We start from the raw sequence: 23,085 nt of genomic DNA on the forward strand, positions 1-23,085 counted from the left end.
CTATGAATATTATCTGAGCGGCGGAGGGGACCGAAGCTCCCCTCGCTGCACAGGCTCCCATTTGGATATCTCGTTGACCTTGGAGAGGGTGGAGCCCTTCCTGATCTCCGCGCGGACGCGGGTCTCGTGCTCATGGACGTCGAGGGCGCGGTTGGCCACCTCCACGGCCTCCTCCTTGGCGATGACGATGAGGCCGCTCTCATCGCCGACGATCCAATCGCCGGTGCGGACCCTCTGCCCCCCGATGACGATCTCGGTCCCTATGACCCCGGCGCCCTTGGCCTCTCCGGCGCAGGGGACCGCCGTGCGGGCGAAGGCCGGGAACTTCAGGTTCTCGATGTCGTCGATGTCCCTTATCGCGCCGTCGATGACGACCCCTGCGCAGCCCATCTCCATCGCAGAGTTGGATGCCAGCTCGCCCCAGACGGCCATGGGGGCCCCGCCGACGTCGATGACGATGACGTCCCCCTTCTTGGCGCGGTCGATGGCCTCCACGGGCTTCGCCCAGTCGCCGTTCGCCGTCTGGACGGTGAGGGCGCGCCCGACCATCTTCGCATTGCGCTCGATGTACGGGTGCAGGCCGTAGACGACCCCCTTCTTATGGTAGGCGTCCGAGATGTTGCAGGTGGAGACCTTGGAGAACGCCTCGAAGAGCTCGTCCTCGGTATACTTCTTGGCTATGACCTTGCTGATCTCCAGCCCCTTCATGGCCTTCTTGATCTCCGCCGCGGCGCCCCTGATGTCGTCGGTCTTGGTGATCCCGCCGCCGACGATGATGTCATAGGCGCCCGCCTTCACATAATCGGGAACCGTGTCGGCGGTGATCCCGCCGGCCACCGCCACGGGGATGCTTACTGCCTCCACGATCTTCCTGAGGACATCCACCGGGGCCTCCTCGCCGCGCATCTGGGTATCTATGCCCATGTGCAGGCAGATGTATGCCACCCCGAGCTTCTCGACCTCCTTCGAGCGCTTCACCTTGTCCGGGACGTTGATCATGTCGACCATGATCTCCGCGCCGTACTTCCTCCCGGACTCGACGGCCTCGGATATGGTGGAGTCCTCGGCGAGGCCGAGCACGGTGACGATGTCGGCCCCGGCTTTGGCCATGATCTCCACTTCGAAGGCACCGGTGTCCATGGTCTTGGTGTCGGCCACGATCTTGTGGCCGGGGAACTTCCTCTTCATGGTGCGCACGGCGTCAGTGCCGGCGCTCTTTATCAGCGGGGTGCCGACCTCGACCCAGTCGGCGCCGCCGGCGACGGCCTCCTCGGCGATGCCCTCGCTGCGTTTCAGCTGCATCATGTCGAGGGCCACCTGCAATACGGGTTCCATGCCGTAGCGATGCCCTCGCGTGTATAAGAATGAGCGCCGGGGCAACAGGTTTGGGCGTCTCTGCGAAAATTTTTCGGGTCCCCGCCCCGGATTCATGTTCAGATGAATGCCGCTCAGCTCGCCCGTCAATCATCAGCGTTCAGCTCAATGAAACGATCATCATCGCGGCGCTTCTCATATCGCGAGGAATACTTTAATGATGGCCCCCGCCATGGTACTCTCCATGGCAGCAAAGAAGAAGCAGGAGAAGAAGCTCCGCATCCTCTTCGTAGATTCCAAGAACGATCTCTCCTCGCAGCTTGCCGAGCATTATGCCAGGAAGATGTTCTCGGACAGGTACGAGGTCTACAGCGCCGGCCCCGAGCACGATATCGTCGACTGCGACCTGCTCTCGGTGATGTACTGCGCCGGCGAGGACCTCCGCGACCTGGTCTCCAAGGACTTCTCCGACGACAGGTTCCTCCCGCGCGACGAGGGCTTCGACTTCGTGGTCTACACGGAGAAGCCCGTGTTCGACCGCCTCGCGAAGAAATCCCCCTGGCAGGGGCGCCAGATCTGCGCCCACATGGGGACTAGGGAGGAGTTCACCGCTACCGACGACGCCGAGCTCGCCGATCAGCTCCTGGCCATGGCGGACCGCGTGTCCAAATGGGTCGCGGAGAACCTGGCAGACCCTGAGAAGCTCAGGTCCCTGATCTCGGCATGATCCCCATACTCGTCTACGATAAGGACCAGTGCGACCCGAAGAAGTGCACCGCCAAGAGGATGGAGAAGTTCGGCCTGGCCCGCGAGGTCAGGCTCGACCGGATCCCCCGCGGGGCCCTGGTCCTCGACCCCACCGCGGACACCATGCTCTCGCCCGCGGATGCTAAGCACGCGCATCTGGGTCTCGTCGTTCTGGACCTCACCTGGACCCATATCTCGGAGCTCCCGCGCATCCGCGCGGCCCGCGGCAGGTGCCTCCCCTATCTGGTGGCCGCCAATCCGGTGAACTGGGGGAAGCCGTGGAGGCTCAACAGCGCCGAGGCGGTCCTGGCCTCGCTGATCATCATGGGCATGGACGAGCAGGCCGAGCTGTTCATGGGGAGGTTCAACTGGGCCCCCGAGCTGGTGACTCTCAACAAGGCGCTCTTCGACGAGTACAGGACGGCGGCCGACTCCGATGAGGTCCGGAGCATGTCCGACAGCTACGTCAGGTCGGTGGCCGGAGACGGTGGCGGGGACCGATGTCCGCAGGATGTCCGCGGGCTTGTTTTTAATATTGCGCGAGCATAGGAGACGACGCAATGCCGGACGAACTGTTGGAAATGGTATGGAAGGCCCTGGGGGATGAGCGCATCACCACGGCCGAGGCGGCCGCGAGGCTGGAATCGTATTTCCATTACAGGTGCCCGGACGATCTGATCAAGACGCTCAGCAAATACCGCCGCGAGGGCCTCGTGAAGGGGAAGGTCTCCTTCGAGGACGGCGGATGGATCTGGTGGGCCGACGGCGAATGCCGTTCCAAAGAGGCGTGAGATGGCTGTTTTCCAGGATGATGAGCTGAAGGAGGCATGGGCGAGCATCCTCGGCAAGGAGAAGTACGTCCTGATGCTGAGGGAGATAGCGGACAGTTACCCGGACAAGCGCAGCGTGTTCATAGACTACGACGATATCGACATGTACAGCTCGCAGTTCGCGATGTACGTCATGGAGGCGCCGGACCGCTGCATCGCGGCGGCGTCGGAGTACATCAAGGAATCCGCCATGCCCCCTTCGTGGGACCCTGTCAACATCGTGAACGTCAGGATCACCTCGATCCCCCACGACGCCAAGGTCGGGATCAGGAAGCTGAGGGCGAAGCACCTCGGCAGGCTGGTCTCCGTGGACGGCATAGTGAAAAGGGTCACCCCCGTTCGCCCCAGGATGACCAAGGCGCTCTTCAGGTGCGCCAAGTGCGGCCAGGAGATATGGGTGGACCAGCCGGGCATGATCCTCGCGGAGCCGGCCATGTGCACCAACCCGGCGACCACCTGCAACCGGGGCCCGCTGAAGTTCATACTCGACGAGCAGGAGTCGATATACCGCGATACCCAGAGGATCGATTTCCAGGAATCCCCCGAGGACCTGAGGGGAGGCGACCAGCCCGAGAGGATGAGCGGCTACCTCGAGGACGACATCGCCGGGGAGGTCACCCCCGGGTCCAGGGTCACCTTCAACGGGATCCTCCGGTCGGCCGAGAAGCAGGACAGGAACAAGACCACCACCTTCGAGACCTACCTGGACGTTATCTCGGTGGAGTACGAGCAGCACGAGTACGACGAGATCGTCATAACGGACGAGGACGAGAAGGCGATCCTGGAGATGTCCAGGGACCCCCACCTCTTCGAGAACATCATCGACTCCATCTCGCCGACCATCTACGGCATGAGGGAGGTCAAGGCGGCCGTCGCCCTGCAGCTCTTCGGAGGCTGCCACAAGGTCATGGACGACGGCTCGGCGATCAGGGGGGATATGCACATCCTCATCGTCGGAGACCCCGGTGTCGCGAAGTCCCAGATCCTCCGTTACATGTCCCAGCTGTCCCCCCGCGGGATCTACGCCTCCGGCAAGTCCGCCTCGGCGGCCGGCCTCACGGCAACCGCAGTGAAGGACGAGGATACCGGCGGCTGGGTCCTCGAAGCGGGGGCGCTCGTCCTGGCGGACGGCGGCCTGGCATGCATCGATGAGCTCGACAAGATGACCGAGCAGGACCGCTCCTCGCTCCATGAGGCCATGGAGTCCCAGAGGATCTCGGTGGCGAAGGCCGGCCTGACCATGGCCCTCCAGTGCAGGTGCTCCATGCTGGCCGCGGCCAACCCCAAGCTGGGGAGGTTCGACACCGAAGGCTCGGCGATAGCCACCCAGATAGACCTCCCGGCCCCCCTGCTCTCGCGTTTCGACCTCATCTTCGTCATGAACGACGTGCCGGAGCCGAAATACGACCGCAAGGTCACCCAGTACATCCTCAAGGTCCACAGGAGAGGGGAGGCGAGGCAGTACAGCGGCTCCGAGTCCCCGGAAGGCGTGGACATCGACCAGATCATGGAGGAGACGGTCGACATCAAGCCCAAGTACTCCATAGAGCAGCTGAGGAAGTACGTGGCCTACGCCAAGCAGCATATCGTGCCGGTCATGACGGACTCGGCCGCCAAGATGATCGAGGACAATTACGTCAGGATCAGGAGCGGCTATTCGGAATCTAAGACGGTCCCCATCACTGCCAGGCAGCTCGAGGCGTATGTGAGGATAGCCGAGGCCTCTGCGAAGATGCGCCTGTCCAACACCGTCACCGACGTCGACGCGCAGCGCGCCATCGACCTGGTCGCGTACTACATGGACAAGATCGCGAGGACCCAGGGAGGCATCCTGGACATCGACAGGATGTCCGAGTTCTCGTCGAAGGACCGCGCCGACATCAACCAGATCGAGAAGATAATCAAGGACGCCGGCGAAAACGGGATCACGACCGAGGACATCATCTCGGCAGCGTCCCATGACGGGATAAAGGCCGCCGAGGTCAACCAGACGCTCGAGAAGCTGAGCCGGAGAGGGGTCATCTACAGCCCCAAGAGCGGGCACTACAGGCACGCAGGGTGATACGCATGGCAGGAGGATTCTATTTCAGGACGCACAGGCACCCTAAGGAGACCATCATCGCGGTCTGCGATGAGGAGGTCCTCGGGAAGACATTCGCGGAGGGGAAGCTCCACATCACCGTCAACGAGGGCTTCTACGGAGGGGACCTCATCGACGAGGCCGAGCTCCGCTCGAGGTTCGAGGCGTTCACCATCCTGAACATCGCCGGGAACCGCGCGGTGGACATAGCGGTGGAGATGGGGATCATCGACAGGGGCGCCGTCCTGGAGATAGGCGGCATCAGGCATGCGCAGGCGGTGACGCTGTGAACGGGTTCTGCGTCGAATGCGGCAAGGAGACCGACCAGACCGTCAACGGGATGTGCCTGGAATGCTTCCTGAAGGACAGGCAGGTCCTCTCCCTGCCGGACCATGTCGACCTCCAGAGATGCACCACCTGCGGCCAGTTCTACCGTCACGGGGCCTTCGTGCCGATGGAGCAGGACGAGGCGGTCATATGCGCCGCGGCCGAGGAGCTCCAGTGCATCAGCGAGGGCAAGGTCACGGACATCTCCGCCGCCCTCGGGTACCTGGACGATTACAACGTGTCCGTCACCCTCAACTGCAAGGTGGCCGTCGGCGGCTTCACGACCGACGCGGCGGCGACCACCGTCGTCAGGATCAAGAACACCGTCTGCAGGATATGCTCGCGCCGCAGCGGGAACTACTACGAGGCCATACTCCAGATCAGGAGCTCCGGCAAGACGCTGTCCAAGGACCTGCAGGACGAGGTCCTGGCCAGGGTGGAGAAGCTGGTGGACGGCGCCATGAAGACCGACCAGAACGCCTTCATCACCAAGATGGAGATCGTCACGGGCGGGGTGGACGTCTACCTGTCGCTGATCGCCCTGGGGAAGTCATGCGCGCGCGACCTGGCTGATGTCTACGCCGCGGAGACCGACGAGTCCTCCAAGCTGGTGGGGCAGACCCGCGACGGGCTCGACATGTACCGCGTCACCTACCTGGTCAGGCTCCCCGAGTTCCATGTCGGGGACGTCGTCCGCTTCAAGAAGAAGTACTGGCTCCTGTCGCGCGTGTCCGGCAGGGGAGGGAAGATCGTCTCCCTGGACAATTTCCGCGAGACCTCTATCGAGAGGAGGGAGATGCCCGATCTGAAGGTCTACTGCAAGTATTCCGACCTCATCCGCGCCGATGTGATTACGGCCTCCGAGGGCGAGGTCCAGGTCCTGGACCCCTCGAGCTACCAGACCGTGGACCTGCTGGTGCCCAAGGACGCGTCGATCGGGGACAGGGTGCCGGCCGTGAGGATCGATGACGTCCTCTACTACGTGCCGCTGAGGTGATTTCCATGGTGGTCAAACTTCCGGAGACAAGGGAACAGATAGTCGAGAACCTGCTGAAACTGGCCAACACCAAGATCCCCGAGGACATCGGCTGGGCGCTGGAGGCGGCGGCCGAATGGGAGGCGGACGCCTCGGCGCGCACGGTGCTCGGAGCGATCCTGGACAACATCAGGAAGGCCGAGCACCTGGGGAAACCGATGTGCCAGGATACGGGAGTGCCCGTGTTCTGGGTCCGCGGGAGGATCGACCCCGGCATTGCGGACGACATCCGCGAGGCTATCGTCCGCAGCACCGCGAAGGTCCCTATGAGGCCGAACGCGGTCGACCCGTTCACCAGGAAGAACTCCGGCGACAACACCGGCGCGGGGATGCCCTTCATCCATTACATCCCCACCGCCGATCCGTTCACCGAGATCTCGGTCATGCTGAAGGGCGCCGGGTCGGAGAACATGACGAAGCTCGCCATGCTGAACCCCGCCGAGGGCAGGGAAGGCATCGTGAAGTTCATCATCGACTCCGTCCTGGACGCCGGCGGGCGCCCCTGCCCTCCGGGGATCGTCGGGATAGGCATCGGCGGCACCTCGGACGAGTGCGCCGCGGCCGCCAAGCGCGCCCTGATGGAGCCCCTTGACCATGAGGACCCGGACCCGGAGATCAGGAAGCTCGAGGAGGACCTGTTCATCAAGCTGAACAGCTCCGGCCTCGGCCCTATGGGGCTGGGCGGGAACACCACCGTCCTCGGCGTCAAGATAAGGAAGATGGCCTGCCATACCGCCTCCCTCCCCGTCTGCGTCAACATCGGCTGCTGGGCCACCAGGAGGGCGTCCGCACGGATCACCGATTCGGACGTCGAGTACTCCCAGGGGGCGGTTCTGTGAAGACCCTTAACGCTCCGCTGTCCGACAGGGACGTCAGGTCCCTGAAGCTGGGCGAGACCGTCTACATCAACGGCCCCGTGATCACCGGCAGGGACGATGTGCACATCCGCGCACTGGAGTACCTCGATGAGGGGAAGGAGGTCCCGGAATGCCTCCGCGGCGCGGTCATCTACCACTGCGGGCCCATCATGAAGAAGAACGGCGACAGGTGGACCGTGGTCGCCGCCGGGCCCACCACCAGCGCGAGGATGAACTCGCTGGAGCCCCGTTTCATCAGGGAGTTCGGCATCAAGGCGATCATCGGCAAGGGCGGCATGGACCGCGCCACGGCCGAGGCGATGAAGAAGGAAGGCTGCGTCTATCTCGCGGCCGTCGGCGGAGCGGCGGTGTCCCTCGCGGAGGGCCTGTCGCAGGTCATAGGGTGCGAGTGGGAGGACCTCGGAATGCCCGAGGCGCTCTGGAAGTTCAACACTGTCCGTCTGGGCCCCCTCACGGTCGCGATGGATGCCGACGGCAACAGCCTTTATGAGAAGGTCAGGCAGAACATCAAAAGAGTATACTGACCCAGCAGGGCCCCCGCTTACGAGTCCAGCTTCTTTCCGGTGCGGTGGAGGGCCCATGCCGCTGCGGCCATGAAGATGCCGATCAGCAGGCCGGCGAGCATCATGACATGGGCGATGTCGAAGCCCCACAGGTAGTGCGTATGGGTCCTCTCAGTCAGATTCGCATCCGTCGTTGTGCCGCCCTCTCCGACGGTCACTGTGGACTCGTAAGTCTCGAATCCGTCGGCCTTGACAACGATGCTGTATTCACCTACCGATATATTGTTGAACTCGGCGTATCCGCGGGAATTGCTCTCAACAGTATTGCTGTCGCTGTCGCCGACTTTGCTGATGGTGACTTTGGCTCCCTCGATGAAATCGCCGACGTAGATCACCCTGATGGTGAGGGTGCTGGTGGTGGAGGCCATCAGCACCACCCTCAGATCGGAACCGCTCTGGGACATGTCATCGGTCAGCATGTAATAGGTGTTCCCATCGGTGGTCGTGGACGTGGGAAGCGTCAGTGTGTAGTATCCCTCGGAGTCCGTCGATGTCGAGACTGACTGGGGCAGGTTCCTCATAGTGTAGTCTTCTAGGGCGAACAGTATGCCGAACGTTGCAGTGGTGTCGAAGCCTTCCGTGATATTGACATCGAACCTGCCGTCGGATCCGGTTGCTGCGCTGAACCTGATTACGTTCCCATCGGACAGGGTCATCTTCACGGTCACCGTCGCTCCCTCGATCGGCCCGTTCCCGGATGACAGGGGCTCGTAGATGTATCCGGAGATGTAGGTCTGCCCGGTCTCGGTTCCCTCGCCGTCGGCATCCGAGCCGTCTGCGAAGACCAGGGACGGCAGGAGCATGCATATGGCGGCGGCCGCAATCAATGCGGCGGATACATGTTTCATCATCTTTCGATATCAGCGATTCGCTTTATAATCTGCGCGTATAGGGCGTTCAATGGCAAAGACTCTCGCCGTGTTCGACATGGACGGCACTCTGACGGACTCCAGGGAGTCCATTTGGCGTTCCTACAGGCATGCGGCCCGCAGGCTAGGTGTCCCGGAACCCTCGGATGCGGTGCTGAATGACCATCTCTGCGGAGGCCTTCCGGGCAACTGTAGGGCGATCTTCGGCCCTGAGCTGGCGGACGAAGCGGTAAAGCTCTACCGCGAGGACTACCTTGGGCGTGCCGCCGATGACGGCGTGTCCCTCTATCCGGGCGTGAAGGAGGCCCTGGAGAGGCTGAGGGCATCAGGGATAGCCCTGGCGGTGGCGACGATGAAGGTCCGGCCGGCGGCGGAGGCAGCGGTCGAGGCCTTCGGGCTCGGCGGTCTCTTCGGGGCAGTGGCGGGCGCCGACCCCGAGGGGAAGCGCACCAAGGGCAGGATGATCCTCGACTGCGCCGAAGCATTGGGCGCGGACCGCATCATCATGATCGGCGACTGCATCCAGGACCTGGAGGCCGCCAAAGAGGCAAGATGCTGGTTCATCGCTGCCTCCTACGGCTACGGGCTCCCCTTATCGAAGTGCCTGGGTCTCGGCGTCGCATCCGCGGCCACTCCGGCCGAGGCCGCCGATATCGCCATCCGCATATCCAGGCGCCCCTGATGCATTCCGGCGGCCCGATGAAGGGTTTATAACAGGCCAGGGGATTCACAGTACTATTCGAACGGGGAGGGGCTGTACACCCGCCCCGGGAATGTGGCTCATATGGCAGAAACCAAGATGATGACTTCCAGGAAATACGCCGTCCTCGCTGTCCTTGCGGCGGCCGTCGCGGTAATGGCCTGCGTAAGTGTGTTCGATTCCGGCGAATCCGATGCCGAGACTGCGGCCGATGCGGATGCCTACCCTGCAGATTCCGTATACGCCTCCGACTGCGATGACGACGATGACGACACCGACTGCATCGAGATCGCGATCGAGGCCGTCCTCGGCATCGCTGTGCTCGTAATACTCGTCTATTTCGCGATGCAGGTACGCAAGCACTGAAACCGGGCCTTCGGGCCCTTGAAACCCTTTACCGCATGCTGGCGGCCGGGCATCCCCCTGCGGGAACCCGTCCCGGCAGCGCATGATGATGCCGCGGCCTTACTGGCTGTTACCTATTGTTTTTATACGGCGATTTGATAGGCTTCCCGTCCACTTTCCTTTCAAGAGGTGCCAGATACGGAGAAGATAGACAGGAGATACACGATGGACGAGGTCCTCGGCCTCATGGAGCCGCTCACGGCGGCCTGGTTCAGGAAGAGCTTCAGGTCCCTGACGGAACCGCAGAGCATGGCCATCCCCGTGATCCATGAACGCAAGAGCGTCCTCGTCTCCTCTCCCACCGGCTCCGGAAAGACCCTCACCGCCTTCACGAGCATCCTCAACCAGCTGATCAAATACTACAATGAGGGGAAGCTCGAGGAGAGGATCTACTGCATCTACATCTCGCCGCTCAAGGCCCTCGCCAACGATGTCAACAGGAACCTCAACGAGCCTCTGAGGCAGATGCGCGAGCTCGCGGCCGAGATCGGCATGCCGGTCCCCGAGATCTCCGTGGCCGTACGTTCGGGCGACACCCCGCAGAGCGAGAGGCAGAGGATGGTCCGCCATCCGCCGCACATCCTCATCACCACGCCGGAGTCCATGGCCCTCATCCTCGCCTCCCCCAAGTTCAAGGAGGCGCTGAAGAAGACCGAATGGGTCATCCTCGACGAGATCCACGACATCTGCGATTCGAAGAGGGGCGCGTTCCTGTCGCTGACCCTAGAGATGCTGAAGAACTACTGCGAGACCGACTTCACCCGCATCGGGCTCTCCGCCACCATGGCGCCCATCGAGGAGATAGCGAAGTACCTCGTCGGGTTCGACGGGCCCGGAGAGGCCCGGCCGGTCGCCCTCATCCAGTCCAGTTCGAAGAAGGTCCTGGACCTGAAGGTCATCTGCCCCACCGACGACATGACCGCCCTGCCCACCGAGGTCGTCAGCTCCATGATGTACGACAAGCTCAAGGAGCTCATCGACGAGCACGACACCACCCTGGTGTTCACCAACACCCGTTCTGGGGCCGAGGCCGTCGTCTACAAGCTCAAGGAGCGCGGCCTGGAGAGCGTGGAGGTCCACCACAGCTCCCTCGGCAAGGACATCCGCCTGGACGTCGAGGAGAGGCTGAAGAAGGGGCTGATCAAGTGCGTGGTCTCCTCCACGTCTCTGGAGCTGGGCATCGACATCGGTTCGGTGGACCTGGTGTGCCAGATCGGCTCTCCCAAGAGCGTCGCCAAGGGCCTGCAGAGGATCGGCAGGTCGGGGCACAGCTTCGGGAAGGTCGCTATGGGCAGGCTCATCGTGTTCGACCCGGACGACCTGTCCGAGTGCGCCGTCATGTGCCGCGCCGCCCACCGCAGCGACATCGACAGGGTCGGGATCCCGGAGAACTGCCTCGACGTGCTGTCCCAGGCGGTCGTGGGTATGTCCATCGACCGCAGGTGGGGTGTCGACGAGGCCTACCGCGTGGTGCAGTCGTCCTATTGCTTCCACAACCTGCCGTACGACAAGTTCATCGGCGTTCTGAGGTACCTCGGGAGCAAAGAGGAGCACGAGAACGTATACTCGAAGATCTGGTACGACGAGGACGAGGGCGTATTCGGGAAGAAGAAGGGCGCGAGGATGATCTACTTCATGAACCTCGGCACCATCCCGGAGGAATCCAATTACCGCGTCATAACGTCCTACGGATCCGTCGCCGGGGAGCTCTCGGAGAAGTTCGTCGAGAGGCTCTCCCCCGGGGACGTCTTCGTGCTCGGCGGGAGGTCCCTGGAGTTCGTGCGCTCCAAAGGCATGACCGCCTATGTCAAGGAGGCCAACGGCAGGAAGCCCACGGTGCCGTCGTGGGCGGGCGAGATGCTGCCCAGGTCCTTCGACCTCTCGATGGACGTGGCGAGGTTCAGGAAGGAGATGTCCCAGCTGATCGACGAGAACCCTCCGGACATCCTTCCGAGGCTGTCCGAGGAGTTCGACATCGACGAAGGCTCGGCCCGCTCGCTCGTGTCGTACTTCCGGGAGCAGAAGGCGGTCGCGGGGTTCATCCCCGACATAGACTGCCTTGCGATAGAGGAGTACATCGACCCCTCGGGGAACCAGAGGCTGATCTTCCACTATCCCTTCGGCAGGAGGGTCAACGACGCCCTCTCCCGCGGCTATGCGTACCGCATCACCGCCGCCACCGGGTCGAACGTGTCCGTCACCATCACCGACGATGACTTCATGATCGGGACGACCCACAGGATAGACGTGGCGCAGGTCCCGCGCATGCTGGGGACGAGGGACCTCGAGCCGGTGCTGAGGAAGGCCATCAAGGACTCGGAGATCTTCAAGCTGAGGTTCAGGCACACGGCCGCCCGCAGCTTCATGATCCTCAGGAACTACATGGGCAGGCCGATATCGGTCAACAGGCAGCAGGTCCGCTCCACCTACCTCCTGGACATGCTCCGCGACATGGACAACGAGCCGGTCATCGAGGAGACCTACAGGGAGATCCTGGAGGACGACATGGACATCAAGAACGCCAGGGTAGTCCTGGAGATGATCGAGAGCGGGAAGATGGGTGTCAGGGCCGTCCCGTTCACCGGCACCCCCTCGCCGTTCGCCCACAGCGTCATACTCGCAGGATTCTCGGACATCGTGCTGATGGAGGACAGGAGCGCCCTCCTCAAGGAGCTCCACCGGAAGGTCCTGGAGCGCGCCCTCGGGGACAGCGTCCGCGAGTTCGAGTTCGATGCCGACGCAGTGACCCAGTACTTCCGCGCCAAGGTCGGGCGCGTGTCCTCCGAGGACGACATACCCAAGCTGCTCATGAAGACCGGCCCGCTGCAGGTGCTCAGGGACAGGGGGAGGAGCATCTACCCCTACTGCGACCCCGACAAGAAGGACGTCGACGCCTGGGTCAGGGACCTGATCCGCAAGGGCGCCCTCCGCACCGTGTTCCTGGACGAGGCCTACGCCGTCCCGGCGGAGATCGCCGAGGAGTACGCGGCCGCCACCGTGAGGCAGAGGGCCCTCTCCGATGCGGACAACCAGGTGCTGGAGCACATCGGCGCCCGTACCCTGCTGAGCGAGGTCAAGGACGCCCTGCCGGACCTGACCGACGACATAATCTTCCGTTCGGTCAGGAAGCTCGAGTCCATGTACCTGGTCGAGCGCACCGACGTCGCGGAGAACAACCGCTGGTACTTCGGCCGGAGGGAGCCCCCGAAGAACCCCCGCGCCGAGGCGGTCGACAGCGTGCTGCTGAGGCATCTCGGCGCCTACGGGCCGACCACCGTCCAGGAGGCGGCCTTCGCCCTCAGCATCCCGGACGGGGAGGTGCAGCTGTCCCTCGACGGCCTCGCGGCCGCCGGAGAGGTGGCCAAGGGCAGGTTCCTGGTCTCGGAGAACGACCAGTACATGCTGTCGTCCGACAGGCTCCGCCTGAGGTCCGGCAAGGACAATGTGTACGATTACGAGACGGTGGAGAACTACCGCCTCACCAAGGGCGAGAGCTTCGATTCCATCGAGGACTTCTTCAGGTTCTATGTCACGGCCGGGTCCGAGCTCGACGTCTTCTCCAGGGTCAAAGGGTTCAGCCTCGACCGCTGGCAGGAGATGCGCGCGTCCGGGAAGATCCTCCTGGGGAGGTTCGCGAGGGGGCGCGTCAGGTTCATGCTCGCGGAGGACGCGGCGAGGTACGCCTACTTCGCCCAGGACTCCACCCAGCCGTCCGACGCCGAGGTCCTGGCGGCCATCGCCGGGGCCGGCCCCGCCGGGACGACCATGAGGGAGATCGCCGCCTCGACCGGCAGGGAGAAGGAGCAGGTCAAGGAGTCCATCCTGCGCCTCGACCGCTCCATGAAGATAATCCACGCGTTCAGCGACCGCGAGGACTGGGGGACGGAGAACCATTACGCCGTCTATTCCCCGGAGATACCGGCGGAGAGCCCGGAGGACCGCATCGTGGAGCAGGCCATCAGGGCGTTCGGCCCGGTGCCGGTGACCTCTGTTAGGTACATAGTCAGCGTCCCGGACGGCGACATCGATGCCGCCGCCGAGCGCGTGGGCGCGGTCAGGATCCTCGTCGGCCCCGGGCAGGCCGCGATGTACATCATGAAGGACGAGCTGCCGAAGCTCAACAGCCCCGGCGCGGCCCCCGAGGAGACCAGGGTCCTCTCCCTGTTCGACCCGGACCTGGGGTCCAAGTGGGCGGAGATCTCCGCGCGCTACGGTGACCGCTGGATCTATCCGGTGATGAAGGGGAGCAGGGTCATCGGCGCCATGGAGATCTGGGAGATGTCCGGCGCCATAGAGGTCCGCTCTGTCGATGTGGACTCGCCCGACCTGCTGGCGGACGCCCTCGGCGCCATGGACCGCCTGATGGGCTATTTCAAGATGAAGGGTACGGACATCGTCCGCGTCAGGGAGGTCCTGGGCAGCGATGCCGCCGAGCTCCCGCCCGAGATCGCGGAGATAATGAGGTCCTGCGGCTATGTGTTCGTCAACGGATTCTGGGCGAAGGGCAGGTTCTCCGAGAGGGTCATGACCCGCTCCGAGGCCCTGAGCCTCGTCTTCCGCCGCCAGAGGCTCGCCAAGGACAGCCGCTACCCCACCCTCCAGGACCTCCTGGACGCGAGGGGGTACATCCGCAGCGACCAGGAGCTGGTCCCGCGCGTTACCGCCCGTTCGTCGCTGAAGAAGTACGCCGACCGCGGCGCCGTCGTGAAGGGGAACCTCATGCCTCCGTTCATCGGATATGCCAGGCCCGAGCTCATGAAGGTCTTCCGCGCCGCCAAGCAGGCCGAGCGCACCGAGGAGATGAAGCACGTCGAGAAGATCGTGAAGGAGAGGGGGCCGATAGACAAGAAGGAGCTCAGGTACCGCTCCAGGCTCTCGTACGACAGCACGACTGAGGCCGTATCGGACCTCATGAAGGCGTCCATGGTGTGCCAGGACTCGGACGGATACTACAGGTGGGTCCCGGACACGGAGGACCCGGAGGCCGCCGCCGAGGAGATCGCGATGCTCCACCTCCGGGATTTCAGCATCTTCTCCGCCGACATGATGGCGAGGTTCCTCGGCCTGAAGATGTGGAGGACCAGGAAGGTCCTGGGGGCCCTGGAGGCCCGCGGGGAGGTGGTCAAGGGGTTCTTCATCGAGGGCGACCCGACGCTCTACTGGATGCCCGCCGAGGATGCGGACGCGCCGGCAGAGCCGTTCGACGGGACGTTCATCCTCAATACCCAGGACAACCTGAGCTTCTACCTCAGGGAGGACATCCGCAAGGCCTGCGGGTCCTCGGTGAGCACGGTGTGGAAGGGCACCGAGATCATCGGGCACTTCAAGGGCAAGATCACCCCGGACGGGGCCAAGGTGGACGATTTCGAGGGCACGGACGAGGCGAAGGCCCTGATCGAGAAGACGCTCCGCTCCTACGGGGTCTCTGTCGAGAAGAAGGACGACAGCGGGTACGACACTGACTGGGACTCCAGCGAGTTCTACAACCGCGTCAACCCGGGGATATGAGGATTCAACAATCGTAAATATTAACACGTCTTCGGTGAAGGCATGAAAACCCCCTGCGAGATCGTCGTCTGGTACGTGCTCCCCACCATCAGGAGGGAGATCGCCAAGGAGATGGTCGGGACCTACCATATGCGCCAGTCTGATGTCGGGCGCGTGTTCGGGGTGACCGATGCCGCCATATCCCAGTATCTGAAGAACAAGCGCGGCGGCAGCATCCTCATCGAGCAGAGCGAGTATTATCCAAGCTTCATCGATGAGGTCAAGAAGAGCGCCAAGCTCATCGTCGAGGAGAAGTCCGATATGTCCGTCGAGATGTGCAGGATCTGCAATTACATCAAGAGCATCGGCCTCCTCGCCAAGATCTACACCGACATAACCGGTGCCGAAGCTCCCTCCTGCGCATGGGGGAAGACGCCCGATCCGAACTGCATCACCAGCATAGAGTGAGCCGGCGGCGCGGGCCGGAGGGCCGCCCCGGCTCAGATGAACTCAGAATGATAGAGGAACTCCTGGGCGTATCCGGCGTAAGGGCCGAACATCTTCCTGCCGCGCGCGGCGACGGCCTTGTAGCTTCCGGACACCCCGTAGCGGGCCTCCATGACCTTCTGGATCCTCACGTCCACCGGGAACGCTTCCAGGCGGCCGTAGCCGAACAGGGCGACGCAGTCGGCCACCTTCGGGCCGACGCCTTTGATGCCCATGAGCGACTGGGTCAGTTCTTCGTAAGGGAGCTCTTCCAGGGCCTTCACGTCCACATCCCCGTCCTCGGCGCGCTGTGCCAGCAGCAGGAAGCGTTCCTCGCGGAACCCCAGCCTGCATTCTCCTATCCTCTCCTTCCCGTCGAGGATCTGCTTCGGGGTCGGGAACGCCCTGCGGGCCCCGAGATCGGTGCCGAAGAGGTCGCAGACGGACTCAACCATCTTGGCGATCCTCTTGACGTTGACATTGGTGGCGAGGACGTACGTCGCGAGGCACTCCCATTCCGGCTGCCTGAGGATGCGGAGGCCGGGGCATCTCTCCGAGAGGCCGGCCACATACGGGTCCCTGGCCGAGATGTCGGCGATTATGGCCGGGAGGTCGTCCCCGGTGCGGAAATACTCCTCGACAGCGGAGCGGGGCGCGTCCCCCTCGCACTCGAAACCGTCCTCCGTCTGCCTGAGCGTGACGCAGGACCTTCCGATGACCCCCTGCCACGATCCGTCCGCCTGTTTCCTCCAGCGGTGGGCCTGGCCGCACCCGAGGGTCGGGTCCAGGGAGATATCAGTTTCAATCCTCATGCTCATACGGCACGGATGCCCTGCCCTTCTTAAGAATCCGCGCCTTCATCACCGCTGTACATGCGGTAGGCGTGCTTCAGGCGGGCATCGTCCTTCCATTCGGACGCTTTGGCCGCTGCCTCCTCCTCTGCGCGGGAGAGCTTCCCTTTGAGCCCGTACTCGTCGAACGCCTGCACGGACACCGTCTCCATCGCTTTCGAGAAACCGGGGCAGAGCCTCTCCATGATCTCCGGGGCGTCCGAGACGTCGGGCCTGTCGGTGTAGACCGTCACGTACCTGACATGCTCGGGATCGTCCGGCCACTTCCTCGGCCTGAAGAAGATCCTGAGGTAGCGGCGCGAGTCGCGCCCGTAGTAGGTGTCGGCCGTGAACCTCATGTGCATGATATTGGACATCGGCATCGGGATGGGGATGCGCGCTTATGCCTGTGTCGGAGAAGATTAAGTTATACCTGGAGGATACGGAGCGCATGAGGTTCGGACCTGCCGGGTATCCGGCGATCGGAAGCAAGAGCGACCCGGAGGGGTCGCTGAAATACACCCGCGGACTGGGGCTGGACTGCCTCGAGGTGGAATTCGTCCGCGGGGCCAGGATCTCGGAGGACAGGGCCCGCCAGATAGGGAAATGCGCCAAGGACCTGGACATACGGCTGAGCTGCCACGCTCCCTATTTCATCAGCTTCAACTCGGACAGCCCGGAGACGGTGGACAAGAGCGTCGCATGGGTCGTGGACACCGCCAAGGCCGCCCATTGGCTCGGCGCGTACATCATCGTGATCCACGCGGCATCCTACGGGAAGCATCCGGAGACCGCCCTCCCGAATGTCATCTCCGGCCTGACCAGATGCAAGGAGCAGCTCGACGACCTCGGGATACATGATGTCACCCTCGGGGTGGAGACCATGGGGAAGAAAGGGCAGTTCGGGACGCTGAAGGAGATCGCCGGGGTGATGGAGGAGGTGGACGGGGTCCGCCCGGTCCTCGATGTCGCCCATGTCCACGCCAGGGGCGTCGGGTGCCTGAAGACGAAGAAGGACATGCAGGACCTCATCGACGAGTTCTTCCCGCTGGCCGGCCCGACGGCCCACTTCCACATCAGCTGCATCAAGTACGGCGAGAAGGGGGAGATAAGCCATCTTCCGCTCAGCGAGAAAGAGCCCGACCTGCAGATGCTCGCCGACATCCTGAACGACAGCGACATGGACTGCAACTTCGTCTGCGAGTCTCCGCTCATCGAGAAGGACGCCGTCGTCTTCAGGGACATGTTCCCCAGGTACAGGCGGTCCTGATGAGGCGCAGCACCCCGATCCTGGCGATCGCCATCGCGGCCGCGATCATAGCCGCCGCCATAATAATCGGCTGGGTGCTCCCCGATTCGGGAGGGAGCGGGGAAGATTCGGGCAGCATCGCCGTTTGGTTCGATTGGCTCTTCAGAGACTGAACCCAGTCAAATCAAGTCAATCATAAATTTACAATCATTCGAAGACCGGAGAACCTCACTCGGGGCACGATTGGAAATGCATTGTGCACGGAAGCAGGCGGCCTCTCCTCACTGGCCGTGCGGCAGGCGTGCATCCGTCTCCCGCGGATGCTTCCCTGCTCGAATCCATCGGGTTCTCTTTCATTTTGAGTGGAAACGATTTGGGGAAGGAACGCGGTACAACGTCCGATGGACGTATGCGAAATGATGGGGGAGCACCTGGGACTGGTGCCTCCCTGGAAAGCGACCGAGTTCTGGAGCGAACCGAACGCGAGAGGGGAGCTGGACGACCACCTGCGGGTGGAGGTGCCGCCCGGGAGCTGTATGCCCTGTCCGCAGTGCGGGCGCATGTGCCGGATACACGACCGTACTCCGGAGAGGGCCTGGAGGAGCCTGGACGTCGTGTCCAGGCGCCTGTACATCCATGCGCGGATACCGCGCACGGACTGCCCGGACTGCGGCGTCAGGAGGGCGGACGTCCCGTGGGCCCGCCCCCACTCGCACTTCACCCTCTCCATGGAGTCCATGATCATGGCCATGTGCAGGGAGATGGCGGTATCCGCGGCGGCCGCCCTCATACACGAGGACGCGAACCGCATATGGCGCCTTGTGAGGCACAGTGCCAGGAAGTTGGTGGAAGGCATGGACCTGTCGCACGTGACGGCGGTCGGTGTCGACGAGAAGTGCTTCTCCGGCCACGATGCGTTCGTGACCGTCTTCGCGGACATCGTGCGGCATCGGGTGCTCTTCGTGACCCCCGGCAAAGGCTCCGGCGCCGTCGGGGAGTTCAGGGATTTCCTGACGGAGCACGGGGGACGTGCGGCGAACATCGCCGATTTCACCTGCGACTTCGGAGCGGCGTACGTCTCAGGCATCGGGCGCTACTTCAAGAGGGCGCGGATAACCTTCGACAGGTTCCACCTCGTGAAGCTGGCCAACGACGCCATGAACGACGTGAACTTCGGGAAGATGAAGCTGGCGGTCAACCGCATGAAGGTCAAGTACATGATGGTCCGGAACTCCGGCAGCCTGACCGACGGGGAGAAGGAGCTGAGGGACAGGATCTGCGAGGACAACGAGGAACTGGGCCATGCGTACAGGCTCAAGGAGTCGCTGGTGTCGGTGTACTCGATGGGGGATGCCGACATCGCGAGGGACCATCTCCTGGGATGGGTCTCCTGGGCCGGGCGCTCGGGCTTCCGCCCGTTCGCCAGGCTGGCCAAGACCGTGGAGGCGAACATCGAGGGGATACTCCGGTGGTTCTCCACCGGGATGTCCAACGCCCTCCTGGAGGGGACCAACTCGCTGATCTCCCTCATCAAGAGGCGCGCCAGGGGATTCAAGCGGGTCGAGAACCTGATAGCCGTTTGTTATCTCACCGGTGCCAGAGGCAAAGTGGATCTGTACGGGGCTCCGAGGTGAGCGCGTTCCTTCCCCAAATCGTTTCCACTCAAAATGAAAGAGAACCATCCATCGAAAGCGATTTTATAGTCCGACCCTATGCTCATCTTCGGCGCCGATGTGGCTCAGCGGTAGAGCGACGGTTTCGTAAACCGTCGGCCGGGGGTTCAAATCCCTCCATCGGCTCCATTCTCATTCGCAGCTGTGCTTTCCCGACGGTACGTCCGGCCTTATCGGCCCGCTGCTTTTGGTGAGGTACTGGTTCACGATCTTGATCGCGCAGACGTCCCCGCACATGGAGCAGCCGTCCTGCTCCTCGGTGCATCCGCGGGCGCGGTAGGCCTTCGCCTTCTCCGGGTCGAGGCAGACTCCGTACATGGCGTTCCAGTCCAGCTTCTTCCTCGCCTTGGCCATCTCGTCGTCTCTCTCGGATCCCTTCCCGTGGGCCAGGTCCGCGGCGTGGGCGGCGATCTTGGACGCGATGACGCCTTCCTTGACGTCGTTCTCGTCCGGAAGGGACAGGTGCTCCGCGGGGGTGACGTAGCAGAGGAAATCGGCCCCCGCCTGCGCCGCGATGGCCCCTCCGATGGCCGACGTGATGTGGTCGTAGCCCGGAGCTATGTCCGTCACCAGAGGCCCGAGGACGTAGAAAGGCGCCCCGTGGCAGAGCGCCTTCTCCATCTTCATATTCGCGGCGATCTGGTCCATCGCCATGTGGCCCGGCCCTTCGACCATGGCCTGCACCCCGGCCGCCCTCGCCCTCTTCACCAAGTGCCCTAGCACCATCAGCTCGGAGACCTGCGCAGGGTCCGAGGCATCGCGGATGCACCCCGGCCTGAACCCGTCCCCCAGGGAGAGGGTGAACTCGTACTTCCTCGCGAGGTCCAGGAGCACATCGAAGTCCTTGTAGAGGGGGTTCTCCTCGTCATTGTGCAGGATCCATGCGGTCAGGAAGGAGCCGCCGCGGGAGACGACGTCCATCAGCCTTTCCGAGTTCCCGATCCATTTCACGGTCTCGCGGGTGATGCCGCAGTGGACGGTCATGAAGTCCATGCCGTCCTTCGCGTGCTTCTCGATCCCGGAGAAGATGTCGTCCTCGGTCATCTCGACGACGGCGTTCTTCCTGGCGGCCGTCAGCCCGACCTCGTAGATGGGGACGGAGCCCATCATGACCGGGCAGCGGGAGAGCAGGCGCTTCCTGATGGCATCGATGTCGCCGCCGGTGGAGAGGTCCATCACGGCATCGGCGCCGTACTTCACGGCGATGTCCATCTTGCGGATCTCGGGCTCTATGTCAGGCATGTCGCGGGACGTCCCGATGTTGGCGTTGACCTTCACGGAGAGCCCCTCCCCGACGGCGGCGGGTATGGGGTCGTGGGCGGGGTTGCAGGGCATGACGATGCGCCCGGCCGCGATGCCGTCCATGACGAACCTCTCGGTCACGCCCTCCCTCTCGGCGATCTTCTTGATCCTGTGGTCGGACTCCCCGCGGGCGGCCTGCTCCATGATGGTGCTCATTTGAATCGCCGAAGAATCCGCCTCGTCGTATTTCATACTTGACGGCTGGCGCCCCCCGCTCCCCCGGTCCCGCCGCCGCACCGGGGAGAGCATGCCGGAGCATACCTCCAATTCAGTTATTAACGCGCGCGTACGCTCGCGCCTAATTATTATAATATATTAAGACCGACATGCCCAGCCACATATTTTCGGAAGTCAGAAAATGGGCAAAGATGACGACATAAGGAACGGGGAGGTTTACGACGAGAACTCCATCCGCGCCCTGAAGGGCCTGGAGGCCGTCAGGGTCCGCCCCGGCATGTACATCGGCAGCACCGATACCAGAGGGCTGCACCATCTCGTGTACGAGGTGGTCGACAACTCCATCGACGAGGTCATGGCCGGTTTCGCGACCAGGATCGACGTCACCGTCAATGTGGACGGATCGGTGACCGTGGCGGATGACGGCAGAGGCATCCCTGTGGGGATAGTGCCCGAGGAGGGCAAATCCGGCCTTGAGGTCTGCCTCACCGACCTCCATGCCGGAGGTAAGTTCGACCAGAACGCGTACAAGGTCTCCGGCGGTCTGCACGGGGTCGGCGTATCGGTCGTGAACGCGCTCTCCACATGGCTGATCGCCACCGTCAAGAGGGACGGGCACATCCACAGGCAGTCGTACCATACCGGCATCCCGGACGGGCCCGTAGAGGTCATCGGGGACGCCCACGACACCGGGACCACCATAACGTTCCTCCCGGACCCCACCATGTTCGAGACGGTCGATTTCGACTTCGGGACCCTGCAGAACAGGTTCAGGAACCAGGCGTTCCTGAACACCAAGGTCACCATCAACTTCGAGGACAAGAGGACCGAGAAGAAGGAGACCTACCACTACGAGGGCGGAGTGAGCGAGTTCGTCAGGTACCTCAACCGCGCGAAGACACCCATACACCCCGACCCGATCACCGTCAACGGCACCTACAGCGAGAAGGACCCCGAAGGCAAGGAGAGGGACGTCCTGGTTGACATCGCCATGCAGTACACCGACGGGTACAACGAGTCCGTGGACGCCTTCGTGAACACGGTCAGCACCCCCGACGGCGGAACGCACCTCACCGGCTTCAGGACCGCCCTGACCAAGATCCTGAACGACTACGGGAAGGAGAACAACCTCCTGAAGGACATAACCCTCGAGGGGCCGGACACCAGGGAAGGGCTCACGGCGGTCATCAGCATCAAGATGGCCGACCCCCAGTTCGAGTCCCAGACCAAGGAGAAGCTCGGGTCCTCCATCGCCCAGACCGCCGTCATGGGCATCATGGGCCAGAAGTTCAGGGAGTACCTGGACGAGCACCCTCAGGTGGCGCAGGTAATCGTGAAGAAATGCATGTCCGCCTACGAGGGCAGGATGGCGGCCAAGAAGGCCAGGGACGCCACCCGCAGGAAGTCCCTCCTCGAGAGCACGTCCCTCCCCGGGAAGCTCGCGGACTGCTCCGAGAAGGACCCCGCGAAATGCGAGATATTCATCGTCGAGGGAGAGTCTGCAGGAGGCTCCGCCAAGATGGGCAGGGACAGGACCTTCCAGGCCATCCTCCCCATCAGAGGGAAGATCCTGAACGTCGAGAAGACCCGCCAGGACAAGCTCCTCGACCATGAGGAGATCAAGAACCTGACCGTCGCCATCGGCGGCGGCATAGGGAAGGACTTCGACATCACCAAGGCGAGGTACCACAAGGTCGTCATCATGACCGATGCCGATGTGGACGGGGCGCACATCGCGACCCTCCTCCTGACGCTGTTCTACAGGCAGATGCGCCCGCTGGTCGACAACGGGTACGTCTACCTCGCGATGCCCCCTCTGTACGGCGTCTTCAAAGGCAAGAACAAGCCGAAATACTGCTGGACGGACCAGCAGCTGGCGAAGCTCGTCGAGGAGGCGGGCGGCCAGGACAAGGTCAACATCAGCCGCTACAAGGGTCTGGGAGAGATGAACCCGCAGCAGCTGTGGGAGACGACCATGGACCCGGAGCAGAGGTACATGAAGCAGGTGAAGGTGGCGGACGCCATCATGGCGGACCAGCTGTTCAGCACCCTCATGGGAGAAGATGTCGAGCCCCGCAGGGAGTTCATAATCGAGCACTCCAACGAGGTCGAGAACCTGGATGTGTGATCCC

The 23,085-nt window shown here is 63.1% G+C and carries 21 protein-coding genes and 1 tRNA gene; 17 read left to right on the forward strand and 5 right to left on the reverse strand.

The features are described 5' to 3' along the window. Positions 1–9: 9 nt before the first annotated feature. Positions 10–1,335, reverse strand: a complete 1,326-nt coding sequence (locus O8W32_05470; GenBank protein WII08622.1) for an orotidine 5'-phosphate decarboxylase — start codon at positions 1,333–1,335, stop codon at positions 10–12. Between the two features lie 223 nt (positions 1,336–1,558). Between O8W32_05470 and O8W32_05475 the strand changes: the two genes are divergently transcribed. Genes O8W32_05475 through O8W32_05510 form a run of 8 tightly spaced genes read left to right on the forward strand, consistent with a single transcriptional unit; the run spans position 1,559 to position 7,736 of the window. Beyond that, complete coding sequence (locus O8W32_05475; protein WII08623.1) at positions 1,559–2,041, forward strand: hypothetical protein; 483 nt, start codon at positions 1,559–1,561, stop codon at positions 2,039–2,041. Beyond that, positions 2,038–2,610 (forward strand): DUF367 family protein, encoded by a 573-nt coding sequence (locus O8W32_05480; GenBank protein WII08624.1) that lies wholly within the window; start codon positions 2,038–2,040, stop codon positions 2,608–2,610. The genes O8W32_05475 and O8W32_05480 overlap by 4 nt, the downstream gene beginning before the upstream one ends. 11 nt (positions 2,611–2,621) lie before the next feature. Next, positions 2,622–2,852, forward strand: coding sequence for a hypothetical protein (locus O8W32_05485; GenBank protein ID WII08625.1), 231 nt, complete (start codon positions 2,622–2,624; stop codon positions 2,850–2,852). 1 nt (position 2,853) lies between these two features. After that, complete coding sequence (locus tag O8W32_05490; GenBank protein WII08626.1) at positions 2,854–4,953, forward strand: minichromosome maintenance protein MCM; 2,100 nt, start codon at positions 2,854–2,856, stop codon at positions 4,951–4,953. A gap of 5 nt (positions 4,954–4,958) precedes the next feature. After that, positions 4,959–5,261, forward strand: a complete 303-nt coding sequence (locus O8W32_05495) for a DUF424 family protein (protein ID WII08627.1) — start codon at positions 4,959–4,961, stop codon at positions 5,259–5,261. After that, a complete protein-coding gene (locus O8W32_05500) occupies positions 5,258–6,295 on the forward strand; it encodes an NMD3-related protein (protein WII08628.1) in 1,038 nt (345 codons plus the stop codon). The genes O8W32_05495 and O8W32_05500 overlap by 4 nt, the downstream gene beginning before the upstream one ends. A gap of 5 nt (positions 6,296–6,300) precedes the next feature. Next, positions 6,301–7,173, forward strand: a complete 873-nt coding sequence (locus O8W32_05505; protein ID WII08629.1) for a fumarate hydratase — start codon at positions 6,301–6,303, stop codon at positions 7,171–7,173. Continuing rightward, positions 7,170–7,736 carry a FumA C-terminus/TtdB family hydratase beta subunit gene (locus O8W32_05510; protein ID WII08630.1) on the forward strand — a complete coding sequence of 189 codons (567 nt, stop codon included), beginning with the start codon at positions 7,170–7,172 and terminating at the stop codon, positions 7,734–7,736. Before O8W32_05505 ends, O8W32_05510 begins: the two co-directional genes overlap by 4 nt. 17 nt (positions 7,737–7,753) lie before the next feature. On the opposite strand, the gene O8W32_05515 is transcribed toward O8W32_05510, so the two are convergent. Further along, a complete protein-coding gene (locus O8W32_05515; GenBank protein ID WII08631.1) occupies positions 7,754–8,623 on the reverse strand; it encodes a carboxypeptidase-like regulatory domain-containing protein in 870 nt (289 codons plus the stop codon). A 52-nt stretch (positions 8,624–8,675) separates the two neighbouring features. On the opposite strand from O8W32_05515, the gene O8W32_05520 reads away from it, so the two are divergent. The 4 genes from O8W32_05520 to O8W32_05535 all read left to right on the forward strand — a co-directional run bounded on the left by O8W32_05520 (position 8,676) and on the right by O8W32_05535 (position 15,704). Further along, positions 8,676–9,326 carry an HAD-IA family hydrolase gene (locus tag O8W32_05520; GenBank protein WII08632.1) on the forward strand — a complete coding sequence of 217 codons (651 nt, stop codon included), beginning with the start codon at positions 8,676–8,678 and terminating at the stop codon, positions 9,324–9,326. 102 nt (positions 9,327–9,428) lie between these two features. Continuing rightward, a complete protein-coding gene (locus O8W32_05525; protein ID WII08633.1) occupies positions 9,429–9,710 on the forward strand; it encodes a hypothetical protein in 282 nt (93 codons plus the stop codon). Between the two features lie 168 nt (positions 9,711–9,878). Continuing rightward, a complete protein-coding gene (locus tag O8W32_05530) occupies positions 9,879–15,257 on the forward strand; it encodes an ATP-dependent helicase (protein ID WII08634.1) in 5,379 nt (1,792 codons plus the stop codon). Between the two features lie 42 nt (positions 15,258–15,299). Next, entirely contained in the window at positions 15,300–15,704 is a 405-nt protein-coding gene (locus O8W32_05535; GenBank protein WII08635.1) for a transcriptional regulator, read from the forward strand. Positions 15,705–15,736: 32 nt separating this feature from the next. Here O8W32_05535 and O8W32_05540 read toward each other — a convergent pair whose 3' ends face one another. Both O8W32_05540 and O8W32_05545 read right to left on the reverse strand, forming a co-directional pair. Continuing rightward, positions 15,737–16,534, reverse strand: coding sequence for a DNA glycosylase (locus O8W32_05540; GenBank protein WII08636.1), 798 nt, complete (start codon positions 16,532–16,534; stop codon positions 15,737–15,739). A gap of 29 nt (positions 16,535–16,563) precedes the next feature. After that, a complete protein-coding gene (locus O8W32_05545; GenBank protein WII08637.1) occupies positions 16,564–16,929 on the reverse strand; it encodes a hypothetical protein in 366 nt (121 codons plus the stop codon). Between the two features lie 74 nt (positions 16,930–17,003). On the opposite strand from O8W32_05545, the gene O8W32_05550 reads away from it, so the two are divergent. The 4 genes from O8W32_05550 (at position 17,004) to O8W32_05565 (ending at position 19,603) form a co-directional block, all read left to right on the forward strand. Further along, positions 17,004–17,822 (forward strand): TIM barrel protein, encoded by an 819-nt coding sequence (locus O8W32_05550; protein ID WII08638.1) that lies wholly within the window; start codon positions 17,004–17,006, stop codon positions 17,820–17,822. Next, on the forward strand, positions 17,822–17,974 hold the full coding sequence (locus O8W32_05555) for a hypothetical protein (GenBank protein WII08639.1): 153 nt from the start codon (positions 17,822–17,824) through the stop codon (positions 17,972–17,974). The genes O8W32_05550 and O8W32_05555 overlap by 1 nt, the downstream gene beginning before the upstream one ends. Before the next feature lie 228 nt (positions 17,975–18,202). Beyond that, positions 18,203–19,435: an ISL3 family transposase gene (locus tag O8W32_05560; GenBank protein WII08640.1), complete on the forward strand. Its 1,233-nt coding sequence runs from the start codon at positions 18,203–18,205 to the stop codon at positions 19,433–19,435. 93 nt (positions 19,436–19,528) lie between these two features. Further along, positions 19,529–19,603, forward strand: a tRNA-Thr gene (locus O8W32_05565). 3 nt (positions 19,604–19,606) lie between these two features. Here O8W32_05565 and thiC read toward each other — a convergent pair. Beyond that, entirely contained in the window at positions 19,607–20,932 is a 1,326-nt protein-coding gene (thiC, locus tag O8W32_05570) for a phosphomethylpyrimidine synthase ThiC (protein ID WII08641.1), read from the reverse strand. A 202-nt stretch (positions 20,933–21,134) separates the two neighbouring features. Between thiC and gyrB the strand changes: the two genes are divergently transcribed. Then, positions 21,135–23,081, forward strand: coding sequence for a DNA topoisomerase (ATP-hydrolyzing) subunit B (gene gyrB, locus O8W32_05575; protein ID WII08642.1), 1,947 nt, complete (start codon positions 21,135–21,137; stop codon positions 23,079–23,081). Positions 23,082–23,085 lie beyond the last annotated feature (4 nt).

The sequence above is a fragment of the Methanomassiliicoccales archaeon LGM-DZ1 genome, from assembly GCA_030168595.1.
GTDB lineage: Archaea > Thermoplasmatota > Thermoplasmata > Methanomassiliicoccales > Methanomethylophilaceae > Methanomethylophilus.

Excerpts from the sequence above, each read along its gene's own strand:
- O8W32_05470 (WII08622.1), bottom strand. The coding sequence starts at position 1,335 with ATGGAACCCGTATTGCAGGTGGCCCTCGACATGATGCAGCTGAAACGC.
- O8W32_05475 (WII08623.1), top strand. The coding sequence starts at position 1,559 with ATGGCAGCAAAGAAGAAGCAGGAGAAGAAGCTCCGCATCCTCTTCGTA.
- O8W32_05480 (WII08624.1), top strand. The coding sequence starts at position 2,038 with ATGATCCCCATACTCGTCTACGATAAGGACCAGTGCGACCCGAAGAAG.
- O8W32_05485 (WII08625.1), top strand. The coding sequence starts at position 2,622 with ATGCCGGACGAACTGTTGGAAATGGTATGGAAGGCCCTGGGGGATGAG.
- O8W32_05490 (WII08626.1), top strand. The coding sequence starts at position 2,854 with ATGGCTGTTTTCCAGGATGATGAGCTGAAGGAGGCATGGGCGAGCATC.
- O8W32_05495 (WII08627.1), top strand. The coding sequence starts at position 4,959 with ATGGCAGGAGGATTCTATTTCAGGACGCACAGGCACCCTAAGGAGACC.
- O8W32_05505 (WII08629.1), top strand. The coding sequence starts at position 6,301 with ATGGTGGTCAAACTTCCGGAGACAAGGGAACAGATAGTCGAGAACCTG.
- O8W32_05515 (WII08631.1), bottom strand. The coding sequence starts at position 8,623 with ATGAAACATGTATCCGCCGCATTGATTGCGGCCGCCGCCATATGCATG.
- O8W32_05520 (WII08632.1), top strand. The coding sequence starts at position 8,676 with ATGGCAAAGACTCTCGCCGTGTTCGACATGGACGGCACTCTGACGGAC.
- O8W32_05525 (WII08633.1), top strand. The coding sequence starts at position 9,429 with ATGGCAGAAACCAAGATGATGACTTCCAGGAAATACGCCGTCCTCGCT.
- O8W32_05535 (WII08635.1), top strand. The coding sequence starts at position 15,300 with ATGAAAACCCCCTGCGAGATCGTCGTCTGGTACGTGCTCCCCACCATC.
- O8W32_05540 (WII08636.1), bottom strand. The coding sequence starts at position 16,534 with ATGAGGATTGAAACTGATATCTCCCTGGACCCGACCCTCGGGTGCGGC.
- O8W32_05545 (WII08637.1), bottom strand. The coding sequence starts at position 16,929 with ATGTCCAATATCATGCACATGAGGTTCACGGCCGACACCTACTACGGG.
- O8W32_05550 (WII08638.1), top strand. The coding sequence starts at position 17,004 with ATGAGGTTCGGACCTGCCGGGTATCCGGCGATCGGAAGCAAGAGCGAC.
- O8W32_05555 (WII08639.1), top strand. The coding sequence starts at position 17,822 with ATGAGGCGCAGCACCCCGATCCTGGCGATCGCCATCGCGGCCGCGATC.
- O8W32_05560 (WII08640.1), top strand. The coding sequence starts at position 18,203 with ATGGACGTATGCGAAATGATGGGGGAGCACCTGGGACTGGTGCCTCCC.
- thiC (WII08641.1), bottom strand. The coding sequence starts at position 20,932 with ATGAGCACCATCATGGAGCAGGCCGCCCGCGGGGAGTCCGACCACAGG.
- gyrB (WII08642.1), top strand. The coding sequence starts at position 21,135 with ATGGGCAAAGATGACGACATAAGGAACGGGGAGGTTTACGACGAGAAC.